At 63.6% G+C, this 24712-nt stretch carries 31 protein-coding genes; 13 read left to right on the top strand and 18 right to left on the bottom strand.

Features of this window, described 5'->3' with window-relative positions; genetic code table 11:
* Window positions 1-5: 5 nt before the first annotated feature.
* On the top strand, window positions 6-197 hold the full coding sequence (locus SynMINOS11_RS09150; RefSeq protein WP_011936229.1) for a hypothetical protein: 192 nt from the start codon (window positions 6-8) through the stop codon (window positions 195-197).
* On the opposite strand, the gene SynMINOS11_RS09145 is transcribed toward SynMINOS11_RS09150, so the two are convergent.
* The 6 genes from SynMINOS11_RS09145 to SynMINOS11_RS09120 form a co-directional block, all read right to left on the bottom strand.
* A complete protein-coding gene (locus tag SynMINOS11_RS09145; RefSeq protein ID WP_186548082.1) occupies window positions 194-424 on the bottom strand; it encodes a hypothetical protein in 231 nt (76 codons plus the stop codon). The genes SynMINOS11_RS09150 and SynMINOS11_RS09145 overlap by 4 nt on opposite strands.
* A gap of 24 nt (window positions 425-448) precedes the next feature.
* Entirely contained in the window at window positions 449-1327 is an 879-nt protein-coding gene (locus tag SynMINOS11_RS09140) for a sigma-70 family RNA polymerase sigma factor (RefSeq protein WP_186548081.1), read from the bottom strand.
* Between the two features lie 92 nt (window positions 1328-1419).
* On the bottom strand, window positions 1420-1719 hold the full coding sequence (locus SynMINOS11_RS09135; protein WP_011936226.1) for a hypothetical protein: 300 nt from the start codon (window positions 1717-1719) through the stop codon (window positions 1420-1422).
* A 21-nt stretch (window positions 1720-1740) separates the two neighbouring features.
* Window positions 1741-3246 (bottom strand): leucyl aminopeptidase, encoded by a 1506-nt coding sequence (locus SynMINOS11_RS09130; RefSeq protein ID WP_186548079.1) that lies wholly within the window; start codon window positions 3244-3246, stop codon window positions 1741-1743.
* Window positions 3247-3291: 45 nt separating this feature from the next.
* A complete protein-coding gene (locus SynMINOS11_RS09125) occupies window positions 3292-3861 on the bottom strand; it encodes a GIY-YIG nuclease family protein (RefSeq protein ID WP_186548077.1) in 570 nt (189 codons plus the stop codon).
* Between the two features lies 1 nt (window position 3862).
* Window positions 3863-4450: a hypothetical protein gene (locus tag SynMINOS11_RS09120; protein ID WP_186548075.1), complete on the bottom strand. Its 588-nt coding sequence runs from the start codon at window positions 4448-4450 to the stop codon at window positions 3863-3865.
* Between the two features lie 99 nt (window positions 4451-4549).
* On the opposite strand from SynMINOS11_RS09120, the gene SynMINOS11_RS09115 reads away from it, so the two are divergent.
* Window positions 4550-4873, top strand: a complete 324-nt coding sequence (locus SynMINOS11_RS09115) for a DUF1825 family protein (RefSeq protein WP_186548073.1) — start codon at window positions 4550-4552, stop codon at window positions 4871-4873.
* Window positions 4874-4919: 46 nt separating this feature from the next.
* Window positions 4920-6167, top strand: coding sequence for a tyrosine--tRNA ligase (tyrS, locus tag SynMINOS11_RS09110; protein ID WP_186548071.1), 1248 nt, complete (start codon window positions 4920-4922; stop codon window positions 6165-6167).
* Between the two features lies 1 nt (window position 6168).
* Here tyrS and SynMINOS11_RS09105 read toward each other — a convergent pair whose 3' ends face one another.
* The gene (locus SynMINOS11_RS09105; RefSeq protein ID WP_011936220.1) at window positions 6169-6609 is read right to left on the bottom strand and encodes a cupin domain-containing protein; all 441 of its coding nucleotides are present in this window, start codon (window positions 6607-6609) and stop codon (window positions 6169-6171) included.
* 25 nt (window positions 6610-6634) lie between these two features.
* Between SynMINOS11_RS09105 and pyrF the strand changes: the two genes are divergently transcribed.
* On the top strand, window positions 6635-7387 hold the full coding sequence (gene pyrF / locus SynMINOS11_RS09100; RefSeq protein ID WP_186550811.1) for an orotidine-5'-phosphate decarboxylase: 753 nt from the start codon (window positions 6635-6637) through the stop codon (window positions 7385-7387).
* Here pyrF and SynMINOS11_RS09095 read toward each other — a convergent pair.
* From SynMINOS11_RS09095 to hpf, 5 genes are read right to left on the bottom strand one after another with little or no spacing between them, the layout of a single operon-like run.
* Complete coding sequence (locus tag SynMINOS11_RS09095) at window positions 7384-8556, bottom strand: glycosyltransferase family 4 protein (RefSeq protein WP_186548070.1); 1173 nt, start codon at window positions 8554-8556, stop codon at window positions 7384-7386. The two genes, pyrF and SynMINOS11_RS09095, sit on opposite strands and share 4 nt — an antisense overlap.
* A 37-nt stretch (window positions 8557-8593) precedes the next feature.
* Entirely contained in the window at window positions 8594-10000 is a 1407-nt protein-coding gene (locus SynMINOS11_RS09090) for an MFS transporter (RefSeq protein WP_186548068.1), read from the bottom strand.
* The gene (recO, locus tag SynMINOS11_RS09085) at window positions 9967-10785 is read right to left on the bottom strand and encodes a DNA repair protein RecO (RefSeq protein WP_186548066.1); all 819 of its coding nucleotides are present in this window, start codon (window positions 10783-10785) and stop codon (window positions 9967-9969) included. Before recO ends, SynMINOS11_RS09090 begins: the two co-directional genes overlap by 34 nt.
* Entirely contained in the window at window positions 10782-11456 is a 675-nt protein-coding gene (deoC, locus tag SynMINOS11_RS09080; protein ID WP_011936215.1) for a deoxyribose-phosphate aldolase, read from the bottom strand. Before deoC ends, recO begins: the two co-directional genes overlap by 4 nt.
* A 4-nt stretch (window positions 11457-11460) precedes the next feature.
* Window positions 11461-12024, bottom strand: a complete 564-nt coding sequence (hpf, locus tag SynMINOS11_RS09075; RefSeq protein WP_011936214.1) for a ribosome hibernation-promoting factor, HPF/YfiA family — start codon at window positions 12022-12024, stop codon at window positions 11461-11463.
* Window positions 12025-12073: 49 nt separating this feature from the next.
* Between hpf and lipB the strand changes: the two genes are divergently transcribed.
* The 6 genes from lipB to queA are packed head-to-tail and all read left to right on the top strand — an operon-like array spanning window position 12074 to window position 19607.
* Window positions 12074-12766 (top strand): lipoyl(octanoyl) transferase LipB, encoded by a 693-nt coding sequence (gene lipB, locus SynMINOS11_RS09070; RefSeq protein ID WP_011936213.1) that lies wholly within the window; start codon window positions 12074-12076, stop codon window positions 12764-12766.
* Window positions 12759-14711: an AMP-binding protein gene (locus SynMINOS11_RS09065; RefSeq protein ID WP_186548064.1), complete on the top strand. Its 1953-nt coding sequence runs from the start codon at window positions 12759-12761 to the stop codon at window positions 14709-14711. Before lipB ends, SynMINOS11_RS09065 begins: the two co-directional genes overlap by 8 nt.
* 46 nt (window positions 14712-14757) lie before the next feature.
* The gene (locus SynMINOS11_RS09060; RefSeq protein WP_011936211.1) at window positions 14758-15198 is read left to right on the top strand and encodes a YlqD family protein; all 441 of its coding nucleotides are present in this window, start codon (window positions 14758-14760) and stop codon (window positions 15196-15198) included.
* A 42-nt stretch (window positions 15199-15240) separates the two neighbouring features.
* A complete protein-coding gene (locus SynMINOS11_RS09055; RefSeq protein WP_186548062.1) occupies window positions 15241-16575 on the top strand; it encodes a dihydrolipoamide acetyltransferase family protein in 1335 nt (444 codons plus the stop codon).
* A 57-nt stretch (window positions 16576-16632) separates the two neighbouring features.
* On the top strand, window positions 16633-18480 hold the full coding sequence (locus tag SynMINOS11_RS09050) for an APC family permease (protein ID WP_186548060.1): 1848 nt from the start codon (window positions 16633-16635) through the stop codon (window positions 18478-18480).
* A gap of 38 nt (window positions 18481-18518) precedes the next feature.
* Complete coding sequence (gene queA, locus SynMINOS11_RS09045) at window positions 18519-19607, top strand: tRNA preQ1(34) S-adenosylmethionine ribosyltransferase-isomerase QueA (protein WP_186550809.1); 1089 nt, start codon at window positions 18519-18521, stop codon at window positions 19605-19607.
* Between the two features lie 48 nt (window positions 19608-19655).
* On the opposite strand, the gene SynMINOS11_RS09040 is transcribed toward queA, so the two are convergent.
* The 4 genes from SynMINOS11_RS09040 to SynMINOS11_RS09025 form a co-directional block, all read right to left on the bottom strand.
* On the bottom strand, window positions 19656-20255 hold the full coding sequence (locus tag SynMINOS11_RS09040; RefSeq protein ID WP_011936207.1) for a superoxide dismutase: 600 nt from the start codon (window positions 20253-20255) through the stop codon (window positions 19656-19658).
* A gap of 82 nt (window positions 20256-20337) precedes the next feature.
* A complete protein-coding gene (locus tag SynMINOS11_RS09035) occupies window positions 20338-20964 on the bottom strand; it encodes an FKBP-type peptidyl-prolyl cis-trans isomerase (RefSeq protein WP_186548058.1) in 627 nt (208 codons plus the stop codon).
* Window positions 20965-20993: 29 nt separating this feature from the next.
* A complete protein-coding gene (locus SynMINOS11_RS09030) occupies window positions 20994-21323 on the bottom strand; it encodes a phasin family protein (RefSeq protein ID WP_011936205.1) in 330 nt (109 codons plus the stop codon).
* Between the two features lie 29 nt (window positions 21324-21352).
* Entirely contained in the window at window positions 21353-21994 is a 642-nt protein-coding gene (locus tag SynMINOS11_RS09025; RefSeq protein ID WP_186548056.1) for a Crp/Fnr family transcriptional regulator, read from the bottom strand.
* A 122-nt stretch (window positions 21995-22116) separates the two neighbouring features.
* On the opposite strand from SynMINOS11_RS09025, the gene SynMINOS11_RS09020 reads away from it, so the two are divergent.
* The 3 genes from SynMINOS11_RS09020 to SynMINOS11_RS09010 all read left to right on the top strand — a co-directional run bounded on the left by SynMINOS11_RS09020 (window position 22117) and on the right by SynMINOS11_RS09010 (window position 24038).
* Window positions 22117-23502, top strand: coding sequence for an apolipoprotein N-acyltransferase (locus SynMINOS11_RS09020; RefSeq protein WP_255445371.1), 1386 nt, complete (start codon window positions 22117-22119; stop codon window positions 23500-23502).
* A gap of 68 nt (window positions 23503-23570) precedes the next feature.
* Window positions 23571-23759 carry a hypothetical protein gene (locus SynMINOS11_RS09015; protein ID WP_255445370.1) on the top strand — a complete coding sequence of 63 codons (189 nt, stop codon included), beginning with the start codon at window positions 23571-23573 and terminating at the stop codon, window positions 23757-23759.
* 3 nt (window positions 23760-23762) lie between these two features.
* Window positions 23763-24038: a hypothetical protein gene (locus tag SynMINOS11_RS09010; protein ID WP_011936201.1), complete on the top strand. Its 276-nt coding sequence runs from the start codon at window positions 23763-23765 to the stop codon at window positions 24036-24038.
* Here SynMINOS11_RS09010 and SynMINOS11_RS09005 read toward each other — a convergent pair.
* Window positions 24035-24205: a hypothetical protein gene (locus SynMINOS11_RS09005; RefSeq protein WP_186548051.1), complete on the bottom strand. Its 171-nt coding sequence runs from the start codon at window positions 24203-24205 to the stop codon at window positions 24035-24037. The genes SynMINOS11_RS09010 and SynMINOS11_RS09005 overlap by 4 nt on opposite strands.
* 19 nt (window positions 24206-24224) lie before the next feature.
* Window positions 24225-24644 (bottom strand): DUF2721 domain-containing protein, encoded by a 420-nt coding sequence (locus tag SynMINOS11_RS09000; RefSeq protein ID WP_011936199.1) that lies wholly within the window; start codon window positions 24642-24644, stop codon window positions 24225-24227.
* Window positions 24645-24712: the final 68 nt, after the last annotated feature.

The raw sequence follows: 24712 nt of genomic DNA, 5'->3' as shown, positions 1-24712 counted from the left end.
GTGGAATGTATCTGCTGACCATTCGCGAGGGGTTGTCGACCCGTTACATCGGTCCATACGAGAGCCCCAAGCACGCAGCAGATGACCTTGACCGTCTGCTTGAGAACTGTGATGACCGGGCTCGCTGGCAGATTCATGAGCTGCAATCGCCTGCCTCGCTGACGGATCAGCAAGAAGCTGAGGCTGTGGTGGCCTAGGGCCTCGGGTAGCCCCTGAGCAAGCCACTTTCAATCATCAAGCCGATGCCTGCATTGATGCAGATCAGGCTCAAGGTGCCAATCCAAAACCAGGGTTCTGGTGGTGTGGACCCGCGCCGCACCACCGCTTCGCCAAATAGGCAAAGCCCCGCTGGCAGCAGTAGGACTCCCACTTGAGCCCGCAGGTACCACTGCCATTTGGGACTGATTCGGCGCCGCGCAGCCATGCCATCGCGCTGAGGGATTTCAACCTACGCCGCTGCCGTTTGTGCTTCAGCGCAGTGGCGCAGCTTGCGTAGGGCGTTGTGCTCCAGCTGCCGTGTGCGTTCACGGCTGATGCCAAAACGATCGGCCAGTTGTTGGTAGGGGATGTGCTCTTCGCTATGCCGCGCTTGCACCACGGTGGCTTCGCGCTCGCTTAGCCCAGCGCTGCTGAGCAGTTCTGCCAGTTGCTCGCTGCGCAGGGCTTGCTCCAGCTGGTCCATGGGACTGGTGCGGTCATCTTCGAGTAAGTCCACCAGGCTGCCGTGGTCGGGGTCTGAGCCCATGGGGGTATCGAGGGAACAGCCGCGGCTGATCACCTGGGCGCGCTCGAGCTCGTGGAGTTGATCGATGCGTTCGCCCATGGCCTCAGCGAGCTCCTCTGGCCTGGGTTGGCGTCCCAGCTCTTGGCTGAGCCGTTGCCTGGTGCTGCGTAGTCGCCCCAACCGCTCGCTCACCCGGCAGGGCAGCCGCAGGGCTGGGGTTTGCAGCTGAATTGCCCGGTGCAGGGCTTGCTTGATCCACCAATAGGCGTAGGTGCTGAAGCGGTAGCCGGTGCTGGGGTCGTATTTCTCAGCGGCGCGCTGCAAACCAATCGAGCCCTCCTGCACCAAATCTTCCATGGCCAAACCGCGCAGGTGCTGTTTTTTGGCCAGGTGCACCACCAACCGCAGGTTGGCTTGCACCAGCCGGCCGCGGGCCCTGAGTCCACGCTTTTGCACGGCAGCTGGTGCTTGCCCAGGGCCGCCGGGGTGGTCCTGCCAGGCGCGCACTTGGCGACCCAGGCTCACCTCTTCTTCAGGGGTTAAGAGGGCATGACGGCCGATGCCATTGAGCATCCAGCCAAAGCAATCGTTGCTGCCTTTCACCATCACCGCGCTCCTCGCGGCTCTCCCTTCACGGTGAAACGCTCAGCCGTTTGGGGCGATGGGGAGAACCGGACGCTTTGGTTCGGCTCTCCTCAGGCGTCGAGCGGTTGATGCAGCGTTTCCAGGCTGAGGGCCTCCTCCTCTTGGCGCCAGAGCTGGCAGGCGGGGCTGAAGGCTTCAGGGAAGGCGTGGTTGGCCAGATCCATCGTCAGGTGATGGCGCACGCGCAGGTTGGGAATCACCGGCTCGAGGATCGACTCGGCTTCCCGTTGGAAGCGCTGCCAATCGGCCACAGCGGCTTCACAAGCCCGGCCGACATCGCCATCCCACTGGCTCGGACTGGTGTCCTCGAACCAGAAGGCGCTGTGATCTGAGCTGGTGGGCTGGAACAACTTATAAACACCGGGAGTGGATCACCCCTGGCTTAACCCTTCCTTCGCATCAGCAGCAACTGCCTGGCACCACTCCACCAGGGTGCGGACGCCGTAGCCGGTGGCGCCAGAGGGATCGGTGCTGCGGCCCTTGTCACTCCACACCGGCCCGGCGATGTCGATGTGGGCCCAGGGGATCTCAGGCTTGACGAACTCCTTGAGGAACAGGGCTGCGGTGATCGAGCCACCGGGACGGGGCCCGGTGTTTTTCATGTCGGCGAGTCCGCTCTTGAGCCCGTCTTTGTAGGAGCTCTGCAGCGGCATGCGCCAGAGCCCTTCGCCAGCGCGATGGGCGGCATCGTTGAGCTGCTGGGCCAGGCCATCGTCGGGGCTCCAATAGCCAGCGATTTCATCGCCCAGGGCAATCACGCAGGCCCCGGTGAGGGTGGCCAAATCAACGATGGCATCTGGCTCCAGGCCGCAGGCATAGACCAGGGCATCGGCCAGGGTGAGGCGCCCTTCGGCGTCAGTGTTGTTGATCTCGATGGTTTTGCCATTGGAGGCCGTCACGATGGCGCCGGGGTAGATCGCCTCGGCGCTGACCATGTTTTCGGTGGCTGCGCTGATCACATGGATCTCCAGCCCCTCCAGCTTGAGTTCAGACAGGGTCCGGGCCGCTCCAAGCACCGCGCCGCAGCCGCCCATATCGAACTTCATCAATTCGATCTGGCTGCCGCCCACTTTGAGGTTGTAGCCGCCGGAATCAAAGGTGAGGCCTTTGCCCACCAAGGCCAGCTTGCGCTTCACAGGTCCTTGCGGGCGAATCACCAGGTGCAGGAACCGAGGCGGGATGCTGGCCCCTTGGGCCACGGCCAAATAGGCCCCCATGCCGCGCTCGCGGCAAGCCGCTTCATCGAGAACGGTGAGCTCGCAGCCAAATTGATCAGCGATGGAGCGGGCGGTGGATTCCAGGCTCAGAGCATTCACCACATTGGGCGGGGCCGCCACCAACTCGCGGGCCAGCATCACGCCTTGGCAAATGGCTTCCTGCTGCGCCAGCTGTTGATCCAGCTCGCTGGCGAGGCCCTGAAGCACAATCTCGCCGGGATCCAGGCTGGGCTTGTTTTCACTGCGGAAGCGCTCGTCTTTGTAGAGGGCCAGCCGGCAGCCCTGCATCAAGGCTGTGAGGGCTTGATCGGGGGCAAAGGCTTCGATCGGCAGACCCAGCGCTAGCGCCTTGAGGTTGGAGCCGCGGCTGGCCAGGGCCAGGCTGGCGGCGGCTTTGCGCAGCGCCAGGCCGTCAAAGCCGTCCGGCTCGCCCAAGCCACTAATGATCACCAGCGATGGCTGCTGGCCAGGAAAGCTGAAGCTGTGCTTCTCACCGCCTTTGGCTTTGAACTCGCGCTGCTCCAGGAGCAGCTGCAATTGGGCGGCCATCGCTGGCAGCAGGGCGGCCAGTTGTTGCTGCCAGCTGCTGCTGAATAGGCCCAGGGCAACACCATCACAGCCGAGCTCCGCCAGGGGAGCGGAACTGCAGCGGAAATTCATGACGGCGCAACGGGGTGATCGCGCGATCGTACCGGTGCTGCCTGATTAGTGGAGGTCGCTCTGGAACGGTGTCTGCCAGCGCTGGCGGCACTCCTTGTTAAACGGCGGCAGCCAATGGCGAATCTGCTGTTGCTCCACGCGCCTGCGGGCGCGCGCCTCAGCCGGGGCATCACACCAGAAGCGGATCGTGAAGCGTGGCTGCTGACCACAGCGCACCAGGGCTTCGCCGTAGGCCGCCAAATACGACTTGCAATCGTGCTCCCCCTTCCAGCGCCGATCGGCCTGGCAGGTTTCGCCCACATACAGCAGCAGCTCCTGCCCATCGCCGCGGCTGTGGTCGAACACGAAATAGAGGGCGGCCCCCTGTTGCAGCGAGTCTGGCCAGCGCCAGAACTGCAGGTGCTGTGGGGGCAGGCTCAGCGGCTCTGGTGGAGCTTCGCTCGGCTCGTGTTGGCCAAACAAGCTGCCCTGGGCGTTGTTGCTGGGCTGCTGGCGTTGCTGCTGTTGAAACACCAACACCCGCTGCTGCCAGGCCGCCAGCACCTCAGGGCTTAGGGGCAGCTCTGCATCGGGCTGCAGGCCGGCTTGGGACGTGAACAGATCGAACTGGCGCATCTCAGGATTTCGCCAGGGGGAGTTCCGGTCCGCTGCTGGCGCGAACGGGTCCAAAGCAGACCTTGCCGATCAGCTCTTCGATCACGCCGGCCGGCAGCAGCAGGCGCTCCTGCAAATCAGCGATGTCGCGGAAGGGCTGGCGGCTGCGTTCGCACAGCAGCCGTTGTTGCCGCTCGGGGCTTAATCCCAGGGCCTGCAGTTGCAGGCTGCTGGCGTTGTTGAGATCAAGGACTGCAGCCACTGGATTGGGTGGTTCGCTGTACCAGCGGAATAGCAGGTGGGGCTGCCACAGCTGCATTTGCCCAGCGCTGAGTTCCAGCAATCGCGCCAGGTCATCGGCGCCGCTGAATTGCACCCCGCCCCGTTGCAGCCGCACCAAGAGATCGGCTTGCTCGCTGCTGCAGCCCGGCAGCTTGAGCCAGTCGCTGTGGCTGGCCCGGTTCACATCGATTTGCCAGGTGTCGACCGTGGGGCTGTCGAACACCAGCGGGGCGACGGGTTTCAGCGGTTTGGGCGGGCTGGGCAGTTCGCCGGTGGCCTGGAGCAGGCGGCGAGCCAGTGGATCCAGCCAGTGGCGCGGCCGAGCCATGGGCGAAGGCAATGCAATCGATGAGCCAGTATCCGGTCGGAGAACCGCCCTGGCCAGAGGCTGTGGGCCGCTCAGAATGGCGTGAAGAAAAGATCGGCCATGGGGTTCTTTGAATCAGAGATCGTTCAAGACGAAGCCAAACGCCTGTTTGGCGACTACCAATCGCTGATGCAGCTGGGCGGGGAATACGGGAAGTTCGATCGCGAAGGCAAAAAGTTATTTATCGAGCGCATGGAAGAGCTGATGGAGCGCTATCGCGTCTTCATGAAGCGCTTTGAGCTCTCCGAAGATTTCCAGGCCAAGCTCACCGTCGAGCAGCTGCGCACCCAGCTGAGTCAGTTCGGCATCACGCCTGAGCAGATGTTTGAGCAGATGAACCTCACCCTTGAGCGCATGAAATCCCAACTCGAGGCTGAGAGCTGAGCCGCGCCCGTACGATCCACTGCCTACAAGCTCCCGCGCCCTGACCATGCCGGAACAACCGCAGTCTTTGCCGGCATGGCTGGCCCGCGGCATGGCCGACCTGTTTCCGGCCGGTGACCCGGGCGATGCAGATCAGGCCTTGGCTGCACGGCTGGTAGCAGCGGAGGCGGAGGGCCGGCCGCTGCGCATCAAATTGGGCATCGACCCCACCGGCAGCAACATCCACCTGGGCCACAGCATCTTGTTCCGCAAGCTGCGGGCTTTCCAGGACGCGGGCCACACGGCGGTGTTGATCATTGGCGATTTCACTGCGCGCATTGGTGATCCCACCGGCAAAAGCGCAACCCGCGTGCAACTCACTGCTGAAGAGGTGGAGGCCAATGCGGCCACCTATTTGGCCCAGTTGGGCCAGGGGCAGCCCAAGGAGAAGGCCCTGCTCGACTTTGAAACGCCAGGCCGCCTTGAGGTGCGCCGCAACAGCGAATGGCTGGCTGATTTGGACCTGCCCCAGGTGATTGGCCTGTTGGGCACCGCCACCGTGGGCCAGATGCTGGCCAAAGAGGATTTCGCCAAGCGCTACGGCAGCGGCACGCCCATTGCCCTGCACGAATTCCTCTACCCGTTGCTCCAGGGCTACGACTCGGTGGCCGTCGATGCCGATGTGGAACTTGGCGGCACCGACCAGAAATTCAATGTGGCCATGGGCCGCGATCTGCAGCGCAATTTCAACCAGGGCACCCAGTTCGGGCTGCTGCTGCCGATCCTCGTGGGCCTCGACGGGGTTCAAAAGATGAGCAAGAGCCTCGGCAATACCGTGGGCCTCGAGGAAGACCCGCTCTCGATGTATTCCAAGCTCGAGAAGGTGGGTGATGCCGCCATTGATGACTACATCACCCTGCTGACCGATCTGGACCTGGCCTCGTTGCCCCAGAACCCGCGCGACAAGCAGAAGGCCATGGCCCTGGCGGTGACCGCCAGCCGCCACGGACTGGAGGCGGCTAGCAAGGCTCAGAGCGATGCTGCGACCCTGGTGGGGGGCGTTGGTGATGCCGCTGCGGACGTGCCGGAGGCGTCGCTTGCGCAGGTGAATTTCCCAGCCAAAGCCTTCTATTTGCTCAGTGCGGTTGGCATCTGCGCCAGCAGCAGTGAGGCTCGCCGCCAGATCAAAGGCGGTGCTGCGCGTCTGGAGGGAGAGAAGCTCACCGACCCCAACCAGGAGTTTGCCTCGGCCGCAGAGCTGGAGGGCAAGGTGCTGCAGCTGGGCAAAAAGACATTCCGCCGGCTGACGGCCTGAGCTACAAGCTTTTCAGCACTGCGAGATCTTCAGCGTCCAAAGGCGTAGGAATCCCTTGCATCAGTGCATCAGCAAAGCCTTCGTCTTTGCTCAGCATGGTCAACAGGTAAAGCCTGCCTGGACCGGGGTTTTCAAGATCGTGCAAGGTGGCCGAGGGCACGACCACAAAGTCTCCACCGCCGCTGCGAATGGCTCGATCCTTGAGGTGAAAGATCACTTGGCCGCGCAAGACAAAGAACAGTTCAGCTGCCTGGTGGTGGGCATGGGGCGGAACCCGATCACAGGGGTCGTGGATCTCTAAAAACAGCGATGGCACAGCCTCCGGATCCGAGTTGCCACTGTCGCCATCAGCCGGAGTGCTGAGCAGGGCCAAGCGGCAGTGATCGCCAGCGCTGAGGCGAAATCCCTGGAGCTGTTCTGGATGAACGATGCGCGGCAGCATGTTTTTGCGCCAGGACCGTCTCAGGATGGTGGGAGATCGACTGGCTGCCTTGATTCCGTCGCTTTTTAATCACCCCGCTGATCGGATCATCGTGGCCCTCGATGGCATGGCGCCTCAGCAGGCTTTGGCCTTCAGCCGCGAGCTCGAGGGTCTGCGTTGGGTGAAGGTGGGCCTGGAGCTATTCGTGCAGGCGGGTCCAGAGGTGGTGGCTCAGCTGCGGGAGCAAGGGCTGCGTGTCTTTTTGGATCTCAAGTTTCACGACATCCCCGCCACCATGGCGGGGGCTTGCCGGCGGGCTGCGGCGCTGGGGGCGGAGTTGATCACTGTGCATGCCTGCGCCGGCAGCGAGGCGTTGCAGGCGGCGCAAGCCGCCGCCGTTGAGGGAGCCCAAGCCGCTGGGCAACCGCTGCCCACCCTGTTAGCGGTGACGGTGCTCACCAGCTGGCAGGAGCAGCGACTGCAACAGGAACTCGCTATTGCCCAGGGCATCGCTGAGCGGGTGCCGGCATTGGCGGAGCTGGCAGCAACTGCCGGCATCGGTGGCTGTGTTTGCTCACCGCTGGAGGCAGCAGCCCTGCGTCGTCAGCACCCCGAGCCGTTTGCCTTGGTCACCCCGGGGATTCGCCCGAAAGGAGCAGCCGCTGGTGATCAGGCCCGTGTGATGGGCCCTGCCGAAGCCATTGCGGCTGGAGCTAGTCAGTTGGTGATCGGCCGGCCGATCACCCAAGCCAGTAATCCGAGCGCCGCCTTTGAGCGTTGCTGCGCCGAGTTGGCTTAGGCCACCAGGGGCAAGGGGCTGTTGAGCTCGCGGTAGAGGCGCTCAATGGAATCAATGTTGGCGCTGAGGGTGTAGCGCTCCATCACCCGGCGGCGGGCCTGGCGCCCCAGCTCTGCTGTGAGCAGGCGCTGATCGCGCAGCACCGGCAGCAGGGTGCGCAGTTGGGTGGTGACGCCTTGGGTGCTGATCACGATGCCAGCGCCTCCGGCCAACACTTCGCCATCGGCTCCCGCATCAGTCGCAATGCAGGCGCAGCCGCTGGCCATGGCTTCCAGCAGGGCCAGTGAGAGCCCTTCCACCAGCGATGGCAGCAGGAACACCTCTGCGGCCTGCAGCAGAGCGGAGCGGCGCTGCTGATCAGCCTCGTAGCCCCACCAAATGATGTTGTCCGAGTTGTAGGAGGTTTCCAGGGTGTTGCGCAGGGGGCCATCGCCCACCACCACCAGCACGCAGCCTTCCGGCTGCACCAATTTCCATGCCCGCAGCAGGGCCTCCACGTTTTTTTCGGTGGCCAGTCGGCCCATGTAGAGAAAGACCCGGCGGCCGTCGAAGCGCTGCTGCAGTTCTGAGCTGCCCGGATGCCAATGGCGCGGATCCACGCCGTTGGGAATCACCGCCAAACGATCCTCAGGAACCCCCAGCCGATTGAGCACCTCGGCTTGTAGATCGGAGAACACGATCACCTTGTTGTAACGAGCCAAGGAGGGGGCATAGAGCTGATAGGTCAGCTGCTGACCTCCGGCGGTGATGTTGCGTAAGGACGCATCAAAGGGGGGGTGGAAGGTGGCCACCAGCGGCACCCGCAGTTGCTGGCAGAGCTCAGGCAGGCCGAAATCCAGCGGTGAGAGGGTGAGGCTGGCATGCACCACATCGGGCTGGATACGCTCCAGCGATTCCCGCAACTCGCGGTTGGCCCGCGGCGAGGGAATTGTGTACATCTGCGATTTGACCAGATATGGCAAGGCCACATCGGGTTGGTCTTCGCCGGCTAGCTCCTGCTCATCGCCAGGCCCTGCTTTCAGCAGCCGGCCGATTTGGGTGGCTGGGGTGTCGAAATGGATGAAATGGATTTCATGGCCCCGATCGCGCAGCGCGGCGGTGGTGGCCATGCCGTAAGAAACGTTGCCGCAGAAGGGCGATTTTTTCCCGAGCCAGGCGATCCGCATCAACAAAGGATGGGCCAGGGAGAAAAGCTAGCAGCGGAGTTTAGTTGCGTTGCCATGGCCGCTCCATGCCGGCACCGGCAAACACCAGCAGGGCCAACAGCAGCAGCACCGGTTGCAGGCCAACGCTGCCCACCAAGGTGCCGGCCAGCACCAACGGCAGGCTGAGGGCGATGTTCACCAGATTGTTCTGCAGGCCGAACACCTTGCCCATCAGTTCTTCCGGGGTGTCTTCCTGGATCGTGGTTTGAGCCGGAATGCCCACCAGAGCGGTGCCAAGCCCGAGCACGCCGCAGAGGGCCAGGGTGGTCCAAAGATTGGGGCGCAATTGGGCCAACAGCACCAGGCAGAAGCCCATGCCGCCCAGGCCGATCGCCGCTAACACGGAGCGGCGGAAGCGATGGCCCAGCTGCGCAATCAGCACCGCGCCAATGGCTAGCCCCAGTCCCACCATGGCCAGCAAGCTGCCGAAGCGTTCGGCGCCGAGCCCCGCCACGCGGATCGCCAAGCTGATCGATAGGGCCCACAGCGCCGCCAGCAGGCTGTAGAGCAGCACCAGATGCAGCATTGCCCCGCGAACGCTGGCCTGGCGGCTCAAGAAGCCCAGGCCATCTTTGATATCAGCCCAAACACTGGTGCCCGTGCTGTGCCGCTGCGGCTCATTGGTGCGCACAAACAGCAGGATCAACGTGGCCACCCCATAGGCCAGGGGCACCAGGGCGAATTCGCCATGGCTGATCCCCAGGGGACTCAACAGCTGGCGCAGCAGCTGCATCACCGGTTCGCCCAAGGCGAAGCCCACGATCGTGGCCGCCATGGTGGTGGTGGTGTAGAGCGAATTGGCAGGTAGCAGCAGGGGTTTGTCCACCAGCAGCGGGATGGCTGCCAGCTCCGCTGGGGCAAAAAACTGCGTTAGGCAGGACTCCAAAAAGGTGATCACCAATAGGCCCCAGTAGCCCCAGCTCAAGCCCAGCCAACTGGGCCCGGGCAGCAGCATGAATGGCACCGCCAGGGTGATCAGGGTGCGCAGCCCGTTGGAGGCCACCATCACGGCTCGCTTGGGCCAGCGGTCAGCCCAAACACCCGCCAAGCTGCCCAGCAGGATCGCCGGCAGGGTGTTGGCGGCAAAGATGCCAGTGGTGAGCAGGGTGATCAGCTGGGCATCGGGGCCCGCGCCGCCGCTGCTGAGGCCAGGGTTGCTGCCTACGCCCTGCTGGCGCAGCAAGTCGGCTGCTTCCGCCAGTGGGCCTGAGCTGATGTCGGTGGTCTGCGCCCAGTTCTGGGCGATCAGAAACACCATCAACACGATGTAGAACTTGTCGGCCAGCTGGGAAAAGATCTGCCCCAGCCAGAGGAGCCTGAAACCCGGAAGGGCCAGCACGGCCTGGAGACCGCTGCCTTGTTGGGCCTGATCGCTCACCCGTTCTGCCGCTGCGCTGATGCCGGCCAATCCTGCCGCAGCAATGTCAATGCTTTGGGACTGCGACCGAGATGTTCACGGCACCAGATCTGCAGCAGCTCCTGCAGGTGAAGCCACACCCGTTCGGGCCCCATCAGTTCACCATCGCGCTTGCGCGGCAGTTGGGGCCGCAGCAACCGCTGCAACAGAGCGAGCTCTGAAGCATTGAGCATCAGCACGGCACCGCTTTTGCGGCCGCTGCAGAAGCCATCGGCCGGCAGCAGGCTGCAGCGCCACTCCCAGTTGCCAATCGGCGGTACCAAATCGCCACCGCCATTGAGATCGGTGTTCATTGGCAGCCCCAGACCAGCGAGTTGCAGCAGCTGAACGCCGCCCTGAACGGCCGTCGCCAAGGCCTCCAGCCGTTGCACCTCGGCTGGGGCCGATCGCAACTCCTCCAGCTGTCCGAGCCGGTGCAGCAGCAGGGCCAAGGCTCCGGGGAGGGGTTCGGCTTCGGCGATCAGCAGCCGTGCCAGCTCCAACAGCCATTGGCCGGCAGCCAGCAATTCGAGCTGCTCACCGAGGCGGCTGTAGCTGCGGATCACCTGGGCTTGGCGCAGCCGATCGAGGCTGCGGCCTCGTGCCACCTGGGCTTTGATCAGCGTTAGGGCTCCGGCAGCGGCCAAGCTGCTGCGCGGTTTGCGGGCACCGCTAGCGGCCAGCTTGAGCAGCCCCTCTTCTTCGGTCAGCAACAGCAGCAGGCGGTCTTGTTCACCCAGCGGTGTGGCTTTCAGGCAGAGCCCTTCGAGAGTGCGCTCGCGCGGCGGTGTGCTCATTCCCGCTGGGCCTGCACCAGCTCCACGCCGCGGCTGGTGCCCAGCCGCTCGGCCCCTGCCTGCACCAGCTCAATGGCATGGCCCAGATCACGGATACCGCCAGAGGCCTTCACCTTGGCTCGCCCGGCTGCCAGACCATGCAAGTCCCGCACCATGGCGCTGCTGGCGGGTTGGCCATAGCCACTTCCGGTTTTCAGAAACGCGACGCCAGCATCGAGGGCAACCTCCACCAGGGCCTGCAGCTGATCGCTTGTGAGTTGATCGGCCTCCAGGATCAATTTGAGCGGCAGACCTAGCTCCACCACAGCTGCAATTTGATCGTGCAAGGCCGTGAGCTCGCCATCGAGCAGCAGGGCAAAGTCCGGCACCAGATCCAGCTCATCAGCGCCAGCTTCCACGGCGGCTTCGGCTTCAGCGCGCTTCAGCTCACTGCTGCAGGCGCCAAAGGGAAAGCTCAGCACGCTGATCAGGCGAACGCTGCCGCGCTCCCCCAGCCATTGGCGGGCTTGCGGCATCCAGCGCGAGGCCAGGCAGATGCCGGCAAAGCCGTAATGCAGAGCCTGCTGGCAGCCGCGTTCGATTTGCTCACTGCCAAGCCGCGGTTGCAGCAGGGCGTGGTCGATCAGTGGGGCGAGATCGGGGATCTCGGCCGGGTCGAACGCGGCAGGCACGCCATCAGCTTCGGGCTTCGATCACACCGTATCCGCCGTGGTTGCGCTGGTACACCACTTGAAGTTCGCCGTTGTCGGCATTGCGGAAGACGTAGAAGTCATGGTCGATCACCTCCAGCTGGTGAATCGCTTCTTCCACGCTCATCGGCGGCATGGCGAAATACTTCCGCCGCACCACAGGAGCCGGCAGCTCAGCGTGACGGCCTTGGAGCATGTCGCCCTGCAGCGGCATCACTTCGGGCTCGGCCTGGAGATCACTGTGGTGCCCGTGGCCTTGGCGGCGGTCCTTATGACGTTGCAGCTGGCGGGCCAGTTTCCCGGCCACCAGATCAATGCTGGCGTAGAGGTTCTGGCTGCGTTCTTGGGCGCGGATCACAGTGCCGCTAGCAAACAGGGTGACTTCAGCGGTTTGCTGCGGCACCCGCGGGTTGCGCGCAACCGACAGATGCACATCGGCTTCCTGCACCATGCCGTTGAAGTGACTCACCGCTCGCGAGAGCTTGGTTTCGGTGTAATCCCGCAGCGCGGGCGTGACTTCGAGATTGCGGCCATGGATCAGAAGCTTCATACCGGCACCTCACTGCCATGTGGGTTGAATTCAATGTATTGACGACGGCATGGAACGGGTATTGCCAGAAGCATTCCTTTGTGCTCTCGCCAGGGAAATTTCCCTGGAGCAGGCCTGGCGCTGGCAGCAGCAGTGGCAGCAACGCCTGTTGAGCTCTGGTGGGCCGGAGCTGTTGCTGTTGCTGGAGCACCCCGCTTGCTACACGCTCGGCCGCGGTGCCAGCCTCGAGCACCTGCATTTCGACCCTCAACATCCACCGGCCCCCCTGCATCGGCTCGATCGCGGTGGTGAAGTTACCCACCATGCCCCTGGCCAATTGGTGGCCTATCCGGTCGTTGATTTGCAGCGCCATCAGCCGGATTTGCACTGGTATCTGCGTCAGCTTGAGGGGATGGTTCTCGATGTGCTCGAGCAGCAGGGGCTCAGCGCTGAGCGGCGCGAGGGGCTCACGGGCGTTTGGTTGGAAGGAAAGAAGGTGGCGGCGATTGGGGTGGGCTGCCGCCGCTGGGTGACCCAGCACGGCTTGGCCCTGAATGTGAGCTGCGATTTGGCGGGTTTTGACGCCATCACCCCCTGCGGCCTCCAGTTGCCGGTGGGGCGGCTGGATCACTGGCGGCCGGGGGTAAGCGTGCAGCAGTTGCAGCAGCCCCTGGCAGCAAGTTGTTGCAAGCGATTGGGCTGGTCCGCTGTGGAGTGGATCAACGAGCAGACTCTGCGCAGCTGGCTGGAGAGCGATGGCTGACGCCTTGGTGTGCTGGCAGGGTGATCGCGCGGATCAGCGGGCCCTGGAGCAGCAGCCTGATTGGTCGGAACTGAAGGGAATTGATGGCCTCTGGCCGCGGCTGGCGCAAAGCCACGGAACACTCATGGCGGTGGAAGCTGCCCACGGCCCAGCTCCAGAGAGCCTCAGCTTCCAGGCGTTGCATGAGCGCATCGCCCAGGTGGCTGCTTGCCTGGCAGCCCAGGGCATTGGCCCAGGGGATGTGGTGGCTCAGTTCGCCGAGAACGGGCCCCGCTGGTTGGCGGTGGATCAAGGCTTGATGCGGCTGGGGGCCGCCAATGCCGTGCGCGGCAGCCAAGCCCCGGTTGAGGAGTTGGCTTACATCCTTGGCGATTGCGGTGCCAGGGCCCTGGTGCTGGAAGACGCCAGCTTGCTGGAGCCGTTGCAAGCCGCTGGTGCCTTGGCTGGCTTGCGCTTTGTGCTGTTGCTGCATGGCGAGGTGCCCGCCAGCGGTGCTTCCGTGCCACTGCTGAGCTGGCAGGAGCTGCTCGCCAGTGGTGTGCACCGTTCAGCCGTGCTCGAGCCGGCTGAAGGACCCGAGAGCCGCCTGGCCACGATCCTCTACACCTCCGGCACCACAGGACGGCCCAAGGGGGTGCCCCTCTCTCAGGCCAACCTGTTGCACCAGGTGCGCACGCTTGGGGTGGCGGTGTCTCCCCAGCCGGGCGAGCGGGTGTTGAGCGTATTGCCGATCTGGCATGCCTATGAACGCAGTGCCGGCTACCTGTTGCTCTCGCGCGGTTGCAGCCAGAGCTACACAAACCTGCGCCAGTTCAAGGGAGATCTGCAGCGGGTGCGCCCCCACTACCTGATCAGCGTTCCGCGCCTTTGGGAAGCCCTCTATGGCGGATTCCAAGGAGCTCTTGAAGGGATGCCGGCCAGCAAGCAAAAGCTGCTGCGCACGGCCCTGGCGGCATCGCAAACCCATGCCCGCTCGCTGCGGCAGTGGCGCGATCTGGCTGATCACCCCCTTCCTTGGTCTGAGCGGCTGGCTGGTTTGGCCTTGGCTGCCCTGAGTTGGGTGCCTGCAGCGTTAGCCGGCCGGTTGCTGTGGCCGGCGGTGCGGCGCCAACTCGCTGGTGGCTCTTTGGGCACCGCCATTAGTGGCGGCGGGGCTCTGCCCAAGCACATTGATGCCTTTTTCGAGGCCATCGGCATTGAATTGCTCGTGGGCTACGGCCTGACGGAAACCAGCCCGGTGCTCAGCTGCCGGCGCCGCTGGGCCAACAGGCGCGGCAGTGCTGGCCGGCCATTGCCAGGAACCGAGCTGAAGATTGTTGATCCCGATAGCCGCCGCACCCTGCAGCAAGGGGAGCGGGGCTTGGTGCTGGCCCGCGGCCCCCAAGTGATGAAGGGCTACCTCAATCGGCCTGAGGCCACCGGGGAGGTGCTTGATACCGAGGCCTGGTTCAACACCGGTGATCTCGGGCATTTGCTGGCTGATGGCTCGCTCTTTCTCACCGGCCGCGCCAAAGACACGATCGTGTTGAGCAGCGGCGAAAACATCGAGCCTGGCCCTCTGGAGGACGAACTCGCCGCGTCGGAGCTGGTGGAGCAGGTGATGGTGGTGGGCCAGGACCAACGTCAGTTGGGTGCCCTGGTGGTGCCTCGCGCCGAAGCTCTAGCGGCTTTGGCTGCTGAGTTGGCTCTGCCAGTGGCTGAGCAATGGCCCGATGGCTCGGCTTTGGGGGGTGATCCCGCGTTGCTGAAAGCCTTCACCAGCCGGCTGAATCGCCGCCTAGCTGAGCGCAGTGGCGCGCGGGCTGATGAGCGCCTGGCGGGGGTGGCCTTGGTGGCACCCTTCAGCATCGACAACGGCTTGCTGACCCAGACGCTCAAACAACGGCGCGACCGCATCACGAGCCGCGACGGCGCGGCGATTGCGGAGATCTATGGCGCTGGTTGACCCCAGCTGCTGCGACTGACAGTCTTGGGCGCCACTTTCCCTTCCCATGGCTGACGCGCTGACCATCAAACGCAACATCACGGTTCAAGCGGTTGTGACGCCGACCTGGAAGCAGGAGGCTGAGCGCGAACTGAGCCAGGGCATCACCACCACCGATCAGCAGCTGGCCCAACTGGAGCAAGAAGGCCAGCAGGTGATCGAGGAAATCCGCCGCCAGAGCGCCAATCCCCTCGATCCGCGCGTGCAGGAGCAGGTGGCTGGGGTGCAGCAGCAGGTAGCCGCTAAGCGCGCTGAGCTCGAGGAGCAAAAGCGGAACTTGCTGGATCAGCAGACCACCGTGCAGGGGCTGCAGATGGATGAGGTGGTGGAGCAGGGCCAGATCGAAAGCACCTGCACCGTCGCGGTTGGCGACAACCTGGTGCAGAAGCTGCAGGCCTCGATCGTTGTCAAAGACGGCGTCGTTCAGTCCATCAGTGAGGGCGCCTGAGCCGGGAGATAAGATCCCCGGATCCTTGTGCGGAAGCGGCTGATGGCGACATTCGAGATCTTCATGCCAGCCCTCAGCTCAACGATGACTGAGGGGAAGATCGTTGAGTGGCTCAAGCAGCCCGGCGACCGCGTTGAGCGCGGTGAATCGGTGTTGGTGGTCGAGTCCGATAAGGCCGACATGGACGTGGAGTCCTTTGAAGCCGGCTTCCTCGGTGCTGTGTTGCTGCCCGCTGGCGGCACAGCGCCTGTTGGCGAAACCATCGGCTTGGTGGTGGAAACCGAGGCTGAGCTCGCCGAACTCAAGGCCAACGGCCCAGCCACACCAGCGGCATCTGCGCCTGCAGCAGCACCGGCCCCAGCACCAGCTGCTGCACCCCCAGCGGCCCCTGAGCCCGCCCCCGCGCCAACCCCTGCGCCGGTTGCCGTGGCCGCTCCGCCTGCCCCTGCCAGCAGCAATGGCCATGGCGGACGTGTCGTGGCGAGCCCCCGCGCCAAGAAACTGGCCCAGCAATTGGGCGTGCAACTCGAGGGCCTGCGCGGTAGCGGCCCCCATGGCCGCCTGATCGCTGCTGATATCGAGCGTGCTGCCGGTCGCACCCCCACCGCGCCAGCGGCTGTTCCAGCTGGAACCCTGGCGGCGGCGCAAGCTGCTGCCCCTGCTGTGGCTCCGCTGCCAGCAGCTGTGGCTGCCCCAGTGGCGCCCGGTGAAACCCTGCCCTTCACCACCTTGCAGCAGGCGGTCAACCGCAACATGGTGGCCAGCCTGGCGGTGCCCACCTTCCGCGTCGGCTACACGATCACCACCGACAAGCTCGACGCCTTCTACAAGCAGGTCAAGCCCAAGGGTGTAACCATGACCGCACTTTTGGCCAAAGCTGTGGCGTCTGCTCTGGCCGGCCACCCCAGGGTGAATGCGGCCTTCAGCGAGGCCGGCATCGCTTATCCAGAGGGCATCAATGTGGCCGTAGCTGTGGCCATGGAAGACGGCGGCTTGGTGACCCCGGTGCTGGCCGCCGCTGATCGCAACGACCTCTACAGCCTCTCGCGCAGCTGGGCTGATCTGGTCTCCCGGGCTCGCAGCAAGCAGTTGAAGCCTGAGGAATACAGCACGGGCACCTTCACCCTCTCCAACCTGGGCATGTTTGGTGTCGACCGCTTTGACGCGATCCTGCCGCCCGGCACCGGCGCAATCCTGGCTGTGGGTGCCTCGCGTCCAGTGGTGGCCGCCAACAGCGATGGCTCGATCGCCGTCAAGCGCCAGATGCAGGTCAACCTCACCGCAGACCACCGCGTGATCTACGGCGCTGATGCCGCCGGCTTCCTCAAGGATCTGGCCAAGATCATCGAAACCCAGCCCGAAAGCCTGGCCCTTTGAACTAGCTGCCATTGCCCGCTGCTCTGGTCACTCTGAGGGGGTGATGGCGGCGGTTGGGTGACGTTTTGGAAGAGGTTGTTGGGGCGGCCCCTGTCGCGCTATGCCGCTGCTGATCAGCGTCTGCCCAACATCCAGGCCTTGCCGATCTTGGCCTCCGATGCCCTCTCCTCGGTGGCCTACGCAACGGAAGCCGCCCTGGGCGTGTTGGTGCTGGGAGGCAGTGCAGCCCTCGGGCTTTCGGTGCCAATCACCGTGGCGATCATCGTCCTGATCGCGATCGTGGTGCTCTCCTACCGCCAGGCGATCTCGGCCTATCCCGATGGCGGCGGCTCCTATGTGGTGGTGCGCGAAAACCTTGGCCGCAACGTCGGCTTGATTGCTGCAGCGGCCCTGTTGATCGACTACACGCTGACCGCTGCCGTCAGCCTGATGGCGGGGACCCAAGCCATCAGCTCGCTGTTGCCGGAGTTGCGGCAGCACGAGGTGTCGTTTGCGCTGTTGCTGCTGGCTTTGGTCGGCTGGGCCAATTTGCGCGGGCTTAAAGAAGCTGGGCGTGTGTTTGCCATTCCCACCTACGCCTTTGTGGTGATGGTGGTGGTGCTGACGCTGGCGGGTCTGAAGGACCTCACCTTCAGCCATGGCTTTGTTCCTGATCCACCGCCGCTGGTGAACGCCATTGAGCCATTGGGGTTGTTTCTGATTCTGCGCGCCTTTAGCTCGGGCTGCTCGGCGATGACTGGCATCGAGGCCATCGCCAATGGCGTTCAAGTGTTCCAGGAGCCAGCGCCCCGCAATGCCCGCAAAACGTTGCTGGTGATGGGGATCCTGCTGTCGGGGATGTTTTTTGCCATCAGCGGCCTGGGTTTCATGTATGGGGTGGCCCCTAGCAGCGATCTCACCGTGATTGCCCAGATCGGCACACGGGTGTTTGGCGCCAACAGCGTGCTGCTGTGGGCGATGCAGATCTCCACCCTGTTGATCCTGGTGTTGGCGGCCAACACCGCCTTCTCTGGGTTCCCGCGGTTGGCGGCGATGCTTGCCGATGACCAATGCCTCCCCCGGCAGATGCGCTGGGTGGGAGATCGCCTCGTTCACCAAAACGGGATTGGCGTGCTGCTGGGCGTGACGGCCTTGATCATCTTCATCTGCCGTGGCGACACCACCGTGGCGGTGAACCTCTATGCCCTTGGGGTGTTCACCGCCTTCACCCTCTCGCAGCTGGGCTTGGTGAAGCGCTGGTGGCAGCGCCATGGCAATGGCTGGCACGGACGGCTGTTGATGAATGCCCTTGGGGCTGTCGCCACCTTCGTGGTGCTGCTGGTGATTGTGGTCAGCAAGTTCGATGAAGGCGCGTGGACCGTGGTGATCGCCATCCCGCTGTTGATCTGGGCTTTGACCCGGATCCGTGAGCGCTACCGGGCCCTGTATTCCGCCATGGCCTTGCCAGTGGACTTCGTGCTGCCGCGCATGGAGCCCCATCACCCCCTGATCGGCAATCGCTGTGTGGTGTGGGTGCCGCGGATTAGCCGGCCCACCATGCAGGCGGTGCGCTACGCCTGCTCGATCGCTGATCAGGTGGTGGCGGTGGCGGTGTTGGAGCGCCCCGAAAACGAGTCAGCGGCCCAAGAGCAGTGGAAGCGCTTGGTGGGGGAAGGGCCGATGGTGCCGCAGTTGGTGCTGCTGCAAAGTCCCTACAGCTCCTTGATCGATCCTTTTCGCCAGTACGTCATGGAGCAGGAACATGCGGCGCCGCCGGGTGTGTCCGTCACGGTGGTGATTCCAGTGGCGATTCCCCGCGATCGCTTTGACAAGCTGCTGCTCAACCAGCGCGCCAATGTTCTCTACGAAGCCTTGGCCGATGACCGCAGTCGCGTGTTTTCCGTGGTGCGCAGCTTCATTGCTTAGGCCATCAGCTAGGAGGGATCCATCCCTTTGAGCTGGTGTTGATCGATCCGCGCGACTCGCTGTTGAGCTCCTACGACTACGAGCTGCCGGAGGCTTGCATCGCCCAGCGGCCGCTGGAGCCGCGCCATGCCGCTCGGCTGTTGATGGTGGAGCCCAAAGCTGGCTGCCGCGATAGGCAGGTGTGGGATCTGCTCGAGGAGCTCAGCCCTGGTGATCTCCTGGTGGTCAACGACACCCGTGTGCTGCGGGCGCGGCTGCAAGTGCGCCGCGCTAGTGGAGGACTTGGCGAGCTGCTGGTGCTCGAGCCCCAAGGACAAGGGCAGTGGCTCTGTTTGGCCCGCCCTGCCAAGCGCCTCAGGCCTGGCGACAGCATTGCCCTGGTGGCCGATGGTGAGCCCGATCTACCGCTGCAGGTGCTGGCGGTGGAGGAAAACAGCGGCGGCCGCCTGATTCAGTTCCCGCCGGAGTGCATCGATGCGGCCAGCCTGGAGCCTTTGCTGCTGCGCTATGGCGTGATGCCGCTACCGCCCTACCTCCACCAGCAGGATGAATCCGATAACGCCCGCTACCAAACCTGCTTCGCTTCTAAGCCGGGGGCGGTGGCTGCTCCAACGGCTGGACTGCACCTGAGTGAGGAATTGCTCGCTGCCCTAACGCAGAAAGGTATTGAGCGGGCCAGCGTGACCTTGCATGTGGGACTCGGCACCTTTCGGCCGGTGGAAACCGAAGACCTCAGCCAGTTGGAGCTGCACAGCGAATGGGTGGAGGTGAGTGAGGCCTTGGTGCAAGCCGTTGCCGCCTGCCGCAAGCGCGGTGGGCGTGTGATTGCTGTGGGCACCACCAGCGTGCGCAGCCTTGAAGGGGTGGCGGCGCTCCATGGCGGCGTGCTGCAGCCGTTCCGCGGTCCGGTGAATTTGGTGATTCAGCCGGGCTTTCGCTTTGCCGTGGTGCAGGGCCTGCTGACCAATTTCCACCTTCCTAAAAGCTCGCTGCTGCTGCTCGTGAGTGCCTTGATCGGACGCGAGCGCTTGCTGCAGCTGTATCAGCACGCGATTACAGCGGGCTACCGGTTTTATTCCTATGGCGATGCCATGTGGATTCCGCCTGAGTGCAGCCGTCAGCCATAAAAAAAGCCCCCGCTGCTGCGGGGGCCGGCTGATCACTCGGCTGCTGAATCAGGCAGCGGCGAAGTTGGCAGCCACGAAGTCCCAGTTCACCAGCTTCTCGAGGTAGGTGGTGATGTAGTCGGGGCGGCGGTTCTGGTAATCCAGGTAGTAAGCGTGCTCCCAGACATCCATGGTGAGCAGAGCCTTCTGGCCGTGGGCCAGGGGCAGGTCGGCGTTAGCGGTCTTGGTCACCTTGAGGGTGCCGTTGTCGAGCACCAGCCAGGCCCAACCACTTCCGAACTGGGTGGCGCCAGCGGCTTTGAAAGCTTCGATGAACTTCTCAAAGCTGCCGAAGTCAGCGTTGATTTTGTCGGCCAGGGCGCCGGTGGGCTGGCCGCCGCCACCGGGCTTGATGCACTGCCAGTAGAAGCTGTGGTTCCACACCTGGGCGGCGTTGTTGAACACGCCAGCCTTCTCGGCGTTACCGGCCACGGCGGTGATGGTGTCCTCGATGCTCTTGCCGTCGAGATCGGTGCCTTCCACCAGCTTGTTGAGGTTGTTCACGTAGCCAGCGTGGTGCTTGCCGTGGTGAAACTCCAGGGTCTGGCGGGAGATATGAGGCTCGAGGGCATCGAGCGCGTAAGGCAGAACAGGGAGGGTGTGGGCCATGGCCGGATCAAACGGTCGCGGCGATCTTAACGATGGACTCCCGCCCTCCACTGTCGCCTAGGCGTGGGGATAACCGGCCGGCTCAGTTGCCCTGCACCTTCACCAGCTCGATTTCAAAGATCAGGGTTTCGTTGGGCCCGATCACACCGCCAGCACCGCGGGAGCCATAGGCCAGATCCGGTGGGATCACCAGACGACGCTTGCCGCCTTCTTTCATGCCCACAACGCCTTCATCCCAGCCGCGGATCACTCGGCCGCCGCCAAGGGGGAAGGTGAAGGCCTGGTTGCGGCGGTAGCTGCTGTCGAACTCCTGACCGTTGGTCAAGGTGCCGCGGTAGTTCACCGAGACGGTGTTGCCGCTTTGGGCTTCTGTGCCTGTGCCTTCCACCAGGTCGGTGATCTTGAGGCCTGAGGGGGTCATGCGCTCTTTGGTGGCTTCCATGTCGCCACCCAATAAATCAGCTGCTGAACCTTGGGCGACCTGATCGCTGGCTTCGGGAGCCATCGCAAACAGACGAGGGTTGCTCTCGTTGGGATCGAGCTCAGCGGGCGGTGCAGCGGGGTTGACGGCTGCTGCCTTGGCGGCTGGGCGCACTTCGCTGGCCGCAGGAGCAGTGGCCTGGGCTGGGGTGGGGGCCACGATCTGGCTAACCAGAGCCAGCATCAGGCAGCCCACGCAAACGGCGGAGCTGATCAGGATGTCGCGCATCAAGGGCTGAGAAAGACCGGTTGATTCTGTCAGCGAAGTTCGCCGTTTTGACGCAGCTGTTGCTCAAGGCGATCAATGCGGCCCCGCAGTTCATCCACCTCGCGCTGACGCGCCAGGCCCATTTCATGCAGCAGTTGATCGAGGTTGCGCTCGATCTGTTGCTCGGCCTGCTTCTCAGCAGCAGGGTTGTCACCCCGCATCGCGCCGCTGACCTCTTCAATCAGGCTGGAGGCCTGGCTGGCATCAATGCGGCCGCTGGTGACCCAGCCCTGGATCACCGACTTGAGCCGATCGGCCACCACATTGGTGGTGCCAATGCCGCGCACCAGCAGCTGCTGCAGTGGGTTGCTGCTCTCCATCGGCTGGGGCCGCTTGAACTGATTGCGGTTTAGCGCTTTTGAGCGGATTTTACGACCACATGGCGGCTGTGTTCGACCTCGAGCCAGCCTTGATCACGCAGTTGACCGATGAAGCGGGTCACGGTGACCCGCGTGGTGCCCAGCAGGTTGGCGAGATCTTGGTGGGTGAGCCGCACGCTGATGCGCACTCCCTGCTCGCAGGGCTGGCCGTATTCACTGGCCATCAATTCAAAGAAGCTGCGCAGGCGCTCTTCCACGCGCCGTTGCCCCACCAAGGCCAGCAGCGCTTCCACCTGGCGGTAGCGCTTGGCGGTGGCCAAGAGCATGCCCCTGCTCAGGCTGGGGTTGCTGGTGAATTCACTCCAGCGCAAACACAGCAGATCGCACTGGCTCAAGGTGATGGCCTCATAGGGATCCACCTGGCTGAGGGGTTCACCAAAGGGCTCGCCAGGGCCCACCAGGCCCAGCAGGGCCTCATCCCCATTCATCGATGAGGTCACGAGCTTGGTCATGCCGCGCACCACCAGCCAGATGTGTCCCTTGAGCAGAGGCACCGGGCTGCCAGGAGCCATGGTGACCAGATCGTGATTGTGAAAGCTGTTTTCGAGTAGTTGACGCAGCTCTAACTTGTCGGGATTGGCGTCGCGTTGAGGCTGTGGGGTGGCGACCATGACTCCATGTTCTGCACGACACGCGGAAATGTATGAGGCATGACCTGCCCCTTGGGCTAAGGCACGGAGGTCGTCCGCTTAAGAGTTGGCTAACAACTATCGAACCCCCCTGGTGGCTTGCCTTGCTGGCGGGCGGATTGGCTGGGTTCGCGCTGCCGCCGCTGGGTTGGCCATGGCTGTTGTGGATCGCCCTGGTCCCCTTGTGGCGTCTGTCATGGCGGGGCGGAGCGGTGTGGGGCGCTGCTGCTGTGCTGGTGAGCCATCGCTGGCTGTTGGCCCTCCATCCCCTCGATTGGTTGGGGGTGCCGGGGCTGCTCAGTGCTCCTTTGGTGATTGGGCTGTGGCTGATTTGCGGCGTTGCTGCGGCGTTGTTGGTGGGGTTGTGGTGTGCCTTGGTGCAGCGCGCTGGGCCTGCGCGGCTGAGCACGGCGTTGAGTGCGGCATGGCTCTGGGCGTTTGCGGAGTTGCTGCTCGCGAAAGGCCCGCTGTTTTGGATTGGTCTGGGTGTGGCGCCGCTGCCAGGTGATCGCTGGCTGGCGGGTTTGGCCTGGTTCGGTGGTGCGCCTCTGTTGGCGGCGGTGCAGCTGCTGATCAGTTGGTTGCTGTGGCGGCTGCGCTGGCGCGCATTGCTGCTGGTGCTGGTTGCGGCCCACGGGCTGGGAGCTGCCGCCTTGGCTTCCGTGCCCAGCGCGGGGATGGCGGAAGCCGAGCTGAGCTTGGTGGTGGCGCAGCCCAACTTGCCCACGCGGGAGAAATTCAGCGCTGAGCAGCAGCAGCGTCAGCGTCAATTGCTCATGAAGGCCATGGCCGCTGCCGAGCAGCAGGGAGCCGATGCGGTGGTGTTGCCTGAAGGAGCGTTGCCGTTGGGCCAAGCCTTGCCAGCGATGCCCGTTGCGCTGCTCTCCGGCGGCTTTCGCCGCCAAGAGCTGGACGAGCGCAGCAGCGTGTTGTGGTTTCCGGCTGGCAGCACACGCCCGCAGCAGTGGCTTGATAAGCAACGCCTGGTGCCTTTGGGCGAGTGGATGCCTGGCGGCTTGGCTGGGCTGTCAGCTGTGGGTGGCGTTAGCCCTGGTGAGGCGCCGCGTTTGTTGGAGCTGCCGCCGCCGTTAGGCCCTGCAGCGGTGGCGATTTGCTATGAGCTCAGCGATGGCTTGGGGCTGAATCAAGCCGTGCGCGATGGGGCTGGCTGGCTGCTGGCGATCGCCAACCTGGATCCTTATCCGCTGGCTTTGCAACAGCAGTTCACGGCCTTGGCGCAGTTGCGCGCGATTGAAACCTCTCGATGGCTCCTCAGTAGTGCCAATACCGGGCCATCGGCTCTGATGAGTCCACGCGGGGAGCTCCAACAGCAACTGCCCGCCAATCAGGAGTCGTTGGACTTGATGCAAGTGCCTACACTGAGCAGCGAAAGTTTGTGGACGCGCTTGGGGGTGTGGCCGCAATGGCTGCTGTGGCTCGGATTCTTAAGCCGAACCTGTTTTTCTAACGATGAGAGGCAATCCCCCTAGGGTTTTTAAAGATCTTTTAGGACTGAATGCACGCCACCACTCAGCCTGAGGGAACCCTTCAGATCACCATGACCCAAGAAGAGGTCGCCACCTTGGTGGACCTCTGCTTTGCTGGCGCTGCCTCCGACATGGTTCCTCGCCGCAAGGACAGCCAACTCCGGATTAATCGCTTCCTCGTGGAGGTGCAGTCCACTTTGTTTGAGCGCGCCCAGAGCTATTGGAGCTCGCGTCAACAATCGCAAGAACAGGTGGCCTGAGCCATGTGTTTCATCGCTCTGTTGGGCCTGCTCGCTCCGCGCATCGTCTTCTTTTTGCTGTGGCTGTTCACCCCAGCCTTTGTGTTGGCTCCCTTCGCCGGGGTGTGGGTTTGGCCGCTACTGGGGATCATCATTTTGCCCACCACGACGCTCGCCTATTGCTGGGCGGTGGCCATGGGCTACGCCTTCGGCAGTATCAGCGGTCTGTTCCTGCTGGCCGTTGGTCTGCTGATTGATTTGGGCTTGTTTGGTGCTGGCCGCGGCGTGGCCAGGCGTTAACTGCGCTTTTGCCAGATCAAATACAGAAGGATGCTGAGGGCTAGCCAGGGCAGCAGCGGCCGCAGGACGACGGCCACCACAAGAATCGCTAAGGCACTCCAGCCAATGCGGCGCGTGACCGCTTTGGCGTCATCGCTCATGTAGCGCCAGCGAGGAATCAGAGCCATGGGCTCAACTTACGGCGTTTTAAAAACTGCCAGGGAACTTCAGGCGCGCTGAGCGGATCGCCAGTTGCAGTTCCTTGTGAAAAGTGATCAGCGAATGCACCACCAGCACCATCGCTGAGATGAAGAGGATGCTCACCGCCAGGGTCAGATCCATGCGCTGGCTCACATTCAAGAAAAGACAAATCACCACCCCGCAGACCAAGGCGGCGGCAATGGCTACTTCGCGAAAGGCCAGCGCGATACAGCGCATGCGTTGCTTCTGCAGGCTGATCAGCTCGGCTTCGCTGGCCTGCAGCACGAGCAGGTTGTCAACGATGCGGGTGGAGCGCGCACTCAGCACTCCGAGGTAGGCGATCAGCGAGCTGATCAAAAACACAGGCGCTACGGCCATCGTGATGATGTCGCCCAGGGTTTGCGGCGCCACTTGCGGGCTGCTCATCGCTTTGAGGGGTTGCGCACTCTCTTGGTGGTAGCGGTTGGCGTGTTGCAGGACTGCTGATTGTGTGC

The organism is Synechococcus sp. Minos11, from assembly GCF_014279855.1.
Lineage (GTDB): Bacteria > Cyanobacteriota > Cyanobacteriia > PCC-6307 > Cyanobiaceae > RCC307.
Note: the sequence above shows the minus strand (reverse complement) of the source record. Positions and strands in the feature narration are given on the sequence as shown.